Source organism: Methylobacterium variabile, from assembly GCF_001043975.1.
Classification (GTDB): Bacteria; Pseudomonadota; Alphaproteobacteria; order Rhizobiales; family Beijerinckiaceae; genus Methylobacterium; species Methylobacterium variabile.
On record NZ_LABY01000114.1, the window covers coordinates 23,625 to 31,319 of the forward strand.

Consider the following 7,695-nt stretch of genomic DNA (forward strand, 5'->3'; position numbering starts at 1 on the left):
ATGGACCTCCTCGACGTGAAACTCGTCGGCCTGCTGGTGCCGGCCGTCATCATCCTGGTCGCGCTGCTCGGCATCGGCTTCGTGTTCTCGCGCCTCTACCGGCGCACCACCCGCGACACCGCCTTCGTCCGCACGGGCCTCGGCGGGCGCAAGGTCGTGGTCGACGGCGGCGCGGTGCTGCTGCCCGTCTTCCACTCGATCGCGATGGTGAACCTCAACACCCTGCGGCTGGAGGTGAAGCGCTCGGGCAGCGAGTCGCTCATCACCAAGGACCGCCTGAGGGCCGACATCACCGTCGAGTTCTACGTGCGCGTCGAGCCCAAGGAGGAGTCGATCGCGCTGGCCGCCCAGACGCTCGGCGACCGCACCAACGACGCCAACCTCCTGCGCGAGCTGATCGAGGCGAAGTTCGTCGACGCGCTCCGCGCGGTCGCCGCCGGGATGAGCCTGCCCGACCTTCAGGAGAAGCGCGCCGACTTCGTGAAGGGGGTGCAGGAGGCCGTCTCGGGCGACCTGCGGCACAACGGCCTCGAGCTCGAATCCGCCTCGCTGACCCGGCTCGACCAGACCTCGATCGAGCATTTCAACCCGGACAACTCCTTCGACGCGGAGGGCCTGGCGCGCCTCAAGGAGATCACCGAGCAGCGCCGCAAGGAGCGCAACGCCACGGTCCGCGACGCGGAGGTCGCGGTCGCCGAGAAGGATCGCGAGACGTCCCTGCGCCAGCTCGAGATCCGCAAGGCGACCCGCGAGGCCGAGCTCGCGCAGGAGCGCGACATCGCCAACAAGACCGCCGAGACCCGCGCCGAGACCGCCCAGGCCGAGCAGCGCGCCCAGCAGAGCGAGCAATCGGCCCGGATCGAGCGCGAGCAGGCGATCCAGTTGCGCGAGGCCGAGGCCCGCCGGAACGCCGAGTCGGCCCGCATCGAGGCCGACCTCGCCATCGCCCAGCGCAACGCCGAGGCCGAGCGCGAGCGCCAGCTCCTGCTCCAGGACAACGCCATCAAGATCGCCGAGCGCTCGCAGAAGGAATCCGAGGCCCGCGCCGCCGCCAAGGCCGCCGAGGCCCTGGCGGTCGCCGCGGAGGAGCGCGTCGCCACCGCCAAGGCGAAGGAGATCGCCGAGCGGGAGCGCGAGGTCACCGTCATCGCGGCCAAGCGCGACGCGGAGCGGGAGGCCACCGGCATCACCGTCACGGCGGAGGCGGAGCGCCGCGCCGCGGAGGATCGCGCCACCGCGATCACCACGCTCGCCCAGGCCGAGGCGCAAGCCGCGACCTCGAAGGCCGAGGCTATCGCCAGGCTCGGCGAGGCGGAGGCCGCGCGCGAGACGAAGATGAACGAGGCCCGCAACGCCCTCTCGGCGGAGGCGCGCGCCTACGAGACCGGCCTCAAGCGGCTGGAGATGATCCCCGGCGCGCTGCGCGAGAGCATGAAGGCCGTCGAGAAGATCGATTCGATCAAGATCTTCGATGCCGTCGGCATGATGGGCCAGGGCGGGAGCGGACCCGGCAACGGCACCGCCTCGGCGAGCCTCGGCGACAGCCTCTCGGGCCACCTGCTGCGCTACCAGTACAACGCGCCGATCCTCGGAGCCTTGCTGAACGAGGCCGGGTTCGCGACCGGCGGCAACGCGGTCGAGACGCTGGTCGGCGGCATTCGCCCGGGCCAATCCGTGCCGAACGGCTCGCCCGGACCGGCGACGAGCGGGCCGACCCGGAGCGACGCACGCTTGGCAGGCGACGCACGCCTGGCGGGGCGGGACATTCCCTCATACGACGGAGCCGCGCCGACGACCGCGGCGGCTTCCCGCGGGACGTAATCTCGGTTGTCCTGAGAGAGCGGAGCGGCCCTCGGGCCTCTCCAAACTCCATCGCACATCGTCACGGCGACGACTGCCCGACCATCACCGCTCGGCCGGATCGCCCCACGAGGCTGAGGGCGGCGTGACCTGCGCGTGGCGTGCGGGCGCTGCGGCAGCATGCGCTAGAGCGCGAGCACGATCCTGACCAGCCAGAGCACCCCCCAGCTGAGCAGCCCGAACCAGGCCAGCACCAGCGGAACGCCGATCGCCAGGGTGAGCACCATCGCGGCCTGGCGCAACTTGCCCTCGAATGGAACGGCGACGGTTGCGGCCTGTGCCGCGCCGGACGCCTTCGTGTCGAACTGGATCATGGGTGCTTCCCCCGGCATGGACATGACGCCACGGTGGCAAGCGGCAGGCCCGGCGGGTGTTCGAGCGTGGACGAGTCGGGAGCGGCGTACCGCGCCCGTAACGCGAAGGAGCGGCGCCGGTTCCCCCGCCGCGGACAGGCCGACGTCCCGGACCTGGACGCGCCGGCGGGGCACACGGGAGTGGATTCGTAACGTCATCGCGTGGACGGCGGTGCCGCGTGCCGCTACCTTCCACAACACGGTCAGGTTGCGACGACCGAGCTTGACTACCGCGCGGCGCTCGGCCCGCAGCGGAACCGAGGGGCGAGGCAGGCAGGCCTGCCGATCCGGAGGTGCGATCATGCGTGACGGGATGCGCCGCTCAGTCGGCCTCGCTCTCCTGCTCGGCATCCTATGCGCGCCGCCGGCGAGGGCGCAGGATCAGGCCGCCCCGGGCGGGCGCCCCTGGAGCGATCCGCCGACCAAGCCGGCCGAGGCCCCTGCCCCGCAGGAGGCGGCCAGGCCCACCCCACCGGACACCGCCCGCGTGGCGAGGCCCGCGCGGGCGCACGTGCGGCAGGCGCGCGCGGAGCGCCCGGCGGTCGTGCGGCGCAAGGAGGTGCGGAGCCGGGTGGCGCAGCGCCCGAGCCGGCGGTTCGTGCCCGAGGCGCCGGCCACCCGGGCCGCCGCCCTGCGGCCCCCGGCCGTCAGGCCGGTCCGGTACGCGCGCCCCCTGCCGTCGCCTGACATGCGCGGCTACGGCGACGTCGATCTCTGGGTCGATGCCCGGGCCGACCGGATCCGGCGCGGCCGGGACGGCGGCTTCCTGGTGATGCGCCGCACCACCTTCGAGGATCCGATGGGCCGCCGGATGCAGATCCTGCGCCCCCTCGAGGACGAGGACGAGTAGCCCGGCTTCACCTCGACGGGCCTCGGATGCCGACGCATCCGGCCGCTGGCGTCAGAGCCACGGCCGCAGGGCGAGGTGGCCGCCGAGGAGCAGGAGGCCGATCAGGAAGGCGCGCCGGAAGGTCGAGGCGGAAACCCGGCCGCGCAGCCACTGGCCGGCCGCCATGCCGAGGAGCGCCGGGGCCAGGGTGACGAGCGAGGCGGCGCCGGCCGCGAGGGGCAGCGCGCCCTCCCGGGCGAGGCCGGCGGCGAGCGCCAGGGTCGAGACCGTGAAGGACAGCCCGAGCGCCTGGATCAGCCCGTCCCGGTCGAGGCCCAGCGCCTGGAGGTAGGGCACCGCCGGGATCACGAAGACGCCGGTCGCCCCGGTGACGAGACCGGTGAGGAGGCCGACGACCGGCGACAGCCACGGCTCTGTGCCGGCCGGCACCCGGAAGGACAGTCCGGCGAGCCCGATCACCGCGTAGGCGACGAGCGCGGCGCCGAGCGCGCTCGCCGGGCCCGGCCCCTTGGCGCCGGCGATGAGCCCGGCGCTCGCCACCGTGCCGACCGCGATCGCCGCCATCATCGGCCACAGCCGCCGCAGCAGGGCCCCGAAGCGCGGGCCGGCGAGAAGCTGCCAGATGTTGGTGACGAAGGAAGGCACGATCAGCAGGGCCGCTGCCTGGGCCGGCGTCATCACGGTGGCGAGGAGCCCGACCGCCACCGTCGGCAGGCCGAGGCCGATCACGCCCTTGACGAAGCCGGCGAGCAGGAAGGTGGCGAGGATCACGGCCCAGCCGAGCGGGCCGGGCCCGCCGGAGAGAAGATCGGTCACGGACAAGGATCCCTCAGGCAGATCTCTTCAGTCGCGGCCGATCATGTCCCGGAGCATCGTCTCCGGGCTCGGCAGCGGGCGGGAGGGGACCTCGGACATCGTCGCACCGGGCGAGACCGAGGCGTCCACGGGGCGCCCCTCCAGGACGAGGCCGGCGGCGAGGATCGCGAGGGCGAGGGCGATGAGCCCGACGGGACCCGGGCCCGCGGGGCGGAGCGGGATGCGCGGCGGCATGGGCTGGACCTCCGGTTGCAGTGCCGGCAGCTTGCGGGGTGCTGCCGGCTGCAACAAGCCGTAAGGGGCGAACCTTGCCTTCGTGGCGGCCGCAGGCCGCTGAGGGCCAAAGGCCCGTGCGGCCTACCGGCTGTCTGCCATCACGTGGCCAGCGGCTCCAGCACCCGCCGCAGGTCCTCCGGCAGGGGCACCGGGCGCTGCGTCGTCCGGTCGACGTAGACGTGGACGAAGTGGCCCTGCGCCGCGGCCTCCTCCTCGTCGTTGCGAAACAGCCCGACCTCGTAGCGCACGCTCGACGTGCCGCGGTGCGCCACCCGGATCCCGGCGGTGACCCGGTCGGGGAAGGCCATCGAGCGGAAGTAGCGGCACCCGGTCTCGACCACGAGGCCGATCACCGGGCTGTTCGCGATGTCGAGGGCGCCCTCCGCGATCAGCACGCCGTTCACCGCGGTGTCGAAGAAGGCGTAGTAGACCACGTTGTTGACGTGGCCGTAGACGTCGTTGTCGGCCCAGCGGGTGCTGATCGGCACGAAGCGCCGATAGGCGGCGCGGGTCTCGGGGGGCGTGCGGCCGCTCACCATCTGCCTCGTGAAAGCTCGGCGGGAGCCGGAAACTAGGCCGGGCCGGCCCGGCCGATCAAGCCGCGGCTCACGCCCCGAAGGTGTCCGAATCCGGCCCCATCCGCCCCGCCGGGTCGTCGAGGGCACCGATGCGGGCGAGGTCGTCGGCGTCGAGGGTGAAGCCCGAGACCTCGCGGTTCTCGCGGATGCGGGCGGGGGTGGCCGATTTCGGGATCGCGACGTTGCCGATGTCGAGGTGCCAGCGCAGCACCACCTGGGCCGGGGTGCGGCCGTGCTTCTCGGCGACCTCCCGGATGACGGGGTCGTCCAGCACCGCGCCGCGGCCGAGCGGCGCCCAGGCCTCGGTGACGATCCCGGCCTCGGCGTGGAAGGCGCGAAGCTCGTCCTGCTGGAAGCGCGGATGCAGCTCGACTTGGTTGACCGAGGGTGTCGAGCCGGTGGCGTCGATGACGCGCTTCAGGTGCTCGATCGTGAAGTTCGAGACGCCGATCGAGCGGGCGCGGCCGTCCTCGCGCAGGCGCATCAGGGCGCGCCAGGTGTCGACATACGCGCCGCGCTGCGGCACCGGCCAGTGGACGAGGTAGAGATCGACGTGGTCGAGGCAGAGGCGGGCGAGCGACTCCTCGCAGGCCCGCAGGGTCTCGTCGTAGCCGTGGCGGTCGTTCCAGACCTTGGTGGCGACGAAGATCTCGTCGCGTTCCAGGCCCGAGGCGGCGATGGCCCGGCCGACCCCGGCCTCGTTGCCGTAGACCGCCGCGGTGTCGATCGAGCGGTAGCCCGCCTCGAGCGCCGCCCCGACGATCGCCGGAGCCTCGTCGTTCTCGAGCCGCCACACCCCGAAGCCGAGCTGGGGGATGCGCTTCCCGTCGTTGAGGGTCAGGACGGCGTCGGTCATGGCGGGGGCCTTTCGGGTGACGACACCTGAACTGGGACGGCCCGCGCCCGATGTCGAGGGCCCGACGACGTCGGGCGCTCGCGTTACTTCACCAGGGGGCAGCCGCCCTCGGCCATCGGCCGGAAGGCCTGGTCGCCCGGCACGGTGTCGAGGAGCTTGTAGTAGTCGTACGGGCCCTTGCTCTCGGACGGAGCCTTCACCTCGAACAGGAACACGTCGTGCACCGCCCGGCCGTCCTGGCGCACCGTCACGGTGCCGAACAGCGGATCGTTGATCGGCTTCTCGCGCATCGCCGCCACGACCTTCTCGCCCTCGATGGTGCCGGTGTCGCGCACCGCCCGCAGGTAGGCCAGGGTCGAGGAGTAGACGCCGGCATGGTTCTCGGTCGGCATGCGGCCGTTCATCCGCTCGCCGAAGCGCTTGGCGAAGGCGCGGGTGCCGTCGGTGCGGTCCCAGTAGAAGGCGCTGGCGAGCTGGAGACCCTGGGCGGCCTTGAGGCCGAGGGCGTGGGTGTCCGAGAGCTGCACGAACAGGGCGGCGAGGCGCATCTCGGGCATCACCCCGAACTCCGCCGCCTGCTTGACGGCGTTGATCATGTCGGCCCCCGTATCGGCCAGCGCCAGCACCTGGGCGCCGGAGCCCTGCGCCGAGAGCAGCGGCGAGGCGAAGTCGCCGGCGTTGAGCGGGTGCTTGCTCGAGCCCTTCACGGTGCCGCCGGCGGCCTTCAGCGCCGCGGTGGCGTCGCGCTCCAGGGCATGGCCCAGCGCGTAGTCGACGGTGACGAAGTACCAGGACTTCAGGCCGCGGCCGGCGATGGCCCGGGCGGTGGCCGAGCCTTGAGCCCAGGTGTCGGAGACCCACTGCACGGTGGTCGGCGCGCAGGCCTTGCCGGTCAGGTCGGAGGTGAGCGCGCTCGAGGCCAGGGCCACCCGGTGCCGCTCGCGCATCAGGTTGGAGACCGCCAGCGCCACGGCGGAGTTCGGCAGGTCGACGATGGTCGAGACGCCCTCCTGGTCGAGCCAGCGCCGGGCGGTGGCGAGCCCGATATCGGGCTTGTTCTGGTGATCGGCGGAGACGACCTCGACCTTGAGCTCGCCGGCCTCCTTGGCGAAATCCTCGACCGCGAGCTGCGCCGCCGTCACCGAGCCGGTGCCCGCCTGGTCGGCGAACGGCCCGCTCATGTCGCTGAGCACCCCGATCTTGATCGGCGCCTTCGCGTCCTGCGCCATGGCGGACGAGCCCATGGCGACCGATGCGGCGAGCGACAGGGCGAGACCGGCGGCGCCGGCGACCCGTGAGCGGAACGACATCGGGGACCTCCCAGGGAATTCTTGTCGGGGCGTGTTCGCGGCCCGGCCGGGCCGGGTCGCGGCCCTGTATGTCAGGGGCCCGGGGCGGCGTCGATGCGCATTGCGCGGCGTGGTTGAGAATCCTTGTGGCGCTTGCAGGCGAAGCCCTGCCCTGCATCGGGCTTCCCCGGCAGGCGCCCCGTCGCGGGCCGGAAGCGGTTGAAGCAGGTGAGCGGCATACCTGCCCCCACTCGGGAGAGGGCAGATCCTGCACCTTCTTGTCCGCGAGCAGCGCTGTCACATGCGAGCATAGAGAGGCATGTGCGGCGCCGCGGACGAAGCGATTGGTTGTGTCGCCCGATTGCTCCTCCGCCATCGAACCGCTAAGCTACCGATCGACGGTTCCCTTCGGGGATCAAAAGGGAACGCGGTGAGGGCTCCGTCGGAGCGTGAACCCGCGGCTGCCCCCGCAACTGTGAGCGGCGAGCCTTCCATCACCACGTCACTGGGGCGTCAGAATCCCTGGGAAGACGATGGCAGGCGCTGACCCGTGAGCCAGGAGACCTGCCGTCAGCCGTGGTCACACGCGAGCACGTCGGGCGGGGTGTCCTGATGGGTGTCGAGGCGGTTGCGAGAGCAGCCGTCGCGCTGTCGCTCGCGGTGACGTGCCACAGCCTCGCCGTCCCGCCGTGCCCGCCGTCCCTGTCGTCCGACCCGCCGATGCAGCGTGCGCCCGGCACGTTCGCCATCCCGCGCGTCGGAGCGAGGAATGTAACTTTATAACGTTACATACCTGGTGCGATCGGCTACGGACGGG

8 protein-coding genes and 1 riboswitch are annotated in these 7,695 nt (G+C 72.4%); of the genes, 2 read left to right on the forward strand and 6 right to left on the reverse strand.

From position 1 onward, the window contains the following. The gene (locus VQ02_RS17120) at nucleotides 1-1,821 is read left to right on the forward strand and encodes a flotillin family protein (protein WP_083469272.1); all 1,821 of its coding nucleotides are present in this window, start codon (nucleotides 1-3) and stop codon (nucleotides 1,819-1,821) included. 164 nt (nucleotides 1,822-1,985) lie between these two features. On the opposite strand, the gene VQ02_RS17125 is transcribed toward VQ02_RS17120, so the two are convergent. Further along, the gene (locus tag VQ02_RS17125; protein WP_048445413.1) at nucleotides 1,986-2,174 is read right to left on the reverse strand and encodes a hypothetical protein; all 189 of its coding nucleotides are present in this window, start codon (nucleotides 2,172-2,174) and stop codon (nucleotides 1,986-1,988) included. Nucleotides 2,175-2,514: 340 nt separating this feature from the next. Between VQ02_RS17125 and VQ02_RS17130 the strand changes: the two genes are divergently transcribed. After that, nucleotides 2,515-3,063 carry a hypothetical protein gene (locus VQ02_RS17130; RefSeq protein ID WP_157080663.1) on the forward strand — a complete coding sequence of 183 codons (549 nt, stop codon included), beginning with the start codon at nucleotides 2,515-2,517 and terminating at the stop codon, nucleotides 3,061-3,063. Nucleotides 3,064-3,114: 51 nt separating this feature from the next. Here the strand turns inward: VQ02_RS17130 and VQ02_RS17135 are convergent, their stop codons facing one another. From VQ02_RS17135 to VQ02_RS17155, 5 genes are all read right to left on the reverse strand, one after another. Further along, nucleotides 3,115-3,879 carry a sulfite exporter TauE/SafE family protein gene (locus VQ02_RS17135; protein ID WP_048445415.1) on the reverse strand — a complete coding sequence of 255 codons (765 nt, stop codon included), beginning with the start codon at nucleotides 3,877-3,879 and terminating at the stop codon, nucleotides 3,115-3,117. Between the two features lie 27 nt (nucleotides 3,880-3,906). Continuing rightward, complete coding sequence (locus tag VQ02_RS17140) at nucleotides 3,907-4,113, reverse strand: hypothetical protein (protein ID WP_048445416.1); 207 nt, start codon at nucleotides 4,111-4,113, stop codon at nucleotides 3,907-3,909. A gap of 140 nt (nucleotides 4,114-4,253) precedes the next feature. Further along, nucleotides 4,254-4,694, reverse strand: a complete 441-nt coding sequence (locus tag VQ02_RS17145; RefSeq protein WP_048445417.1) for an acyl-CoA thioesterase — start codon at nucleotides 4,692-4,694, stop codon at nucleotides 4,254-4,256. A gap of 67 nt (nucleotides 4,695-4,761) precedes the next feature. After that, complete coding sequence (locus tag VQ02_RS17150) at nucleotides 4,762-5,589, reverse strand: aldo/keto reductase (RefSeq protein WP_048445418.1); 828 nt, start codon at nucleotides 5,587-5,589, stop codon at nucleotides 4,762-4,764. Nucleotides 5,590-5,672: 83 nt separating this feature from the next. Then, nucleotides 5,673-6,899, reverse strand: coding sequence for an ABC transporter substrate-binding protein (locus VQ02_RS17155; protein WP_048445419.1), 1,227 nt, complete (start codon nucleotides 6,897-6,899; stop codon nucleotides 5,673-5,675). 361 nt (nucleotides 6,900-7,260) lie between these two features. Beyond that, a riboswitch (cobalamin riboswitch) is annotated at nucleotides 7,261-7,464 on the forward strand. The last annotated feature ends 231 nt before the right edge of the window (nucleotides 7,465-7,695 follow it).

Excerpts from the sequence above, each read along its gene's own strand:
- VQ02_RS17140 (WP_048445416.1), bottom strand. The coding sequence starts at position 4,113 with ATGCCGCCGCGCATCCCGCTCCGCCCCGCGGGCCCGGGTCCCGTCGGG.
- VQ02_RS17155 (WP_048445419.1), bottom strand. The coding sequence starts at position 6,899 with ATGTCGTTCCGCTCACGGGTCGCCGGCGCCGCCGGTCTCGCCCTGTCG.
- VQ02_RS17125 (WP_048445413.1), bottom strand. The coding sequence starts at position 2,174 with ATGATCCAGTTCGACACGAAGGCGTCCGGCGCGGCACAGGCCGCAACC.
- VQ02_RS17145 (WP_048445417.1), bottom strand. The coding sequence starts at position 4,694 with ATGGTGAGCGGCCGCACGCCCCCCGAGACCCGCGCCGCCTATCGGCGC.
- VQ02_RS17120 (WP_083469272.1), top strand. The coding sequence starts at position 1 with ATGGACCTCCTCGACGTGAAACTCGTCGGCCTGCTGGTGCCGGCCGTC.
- VQ02_RS17130 (WP_157080663.1), top strand. The coding sequence starts at position 2,515 with ATGCGTGACGGGATGCGCCGCTCAGTCGGCCTCGCTCTCCTGCTCGGC.
- VQ02_RS17150 (WP_048445418.1), bottom strand. The coding sequence starts at position 5,589 with ATGACCGACGCCGTCCTGACCCTCAACGACGGGAAGCGCATCCCCCAG.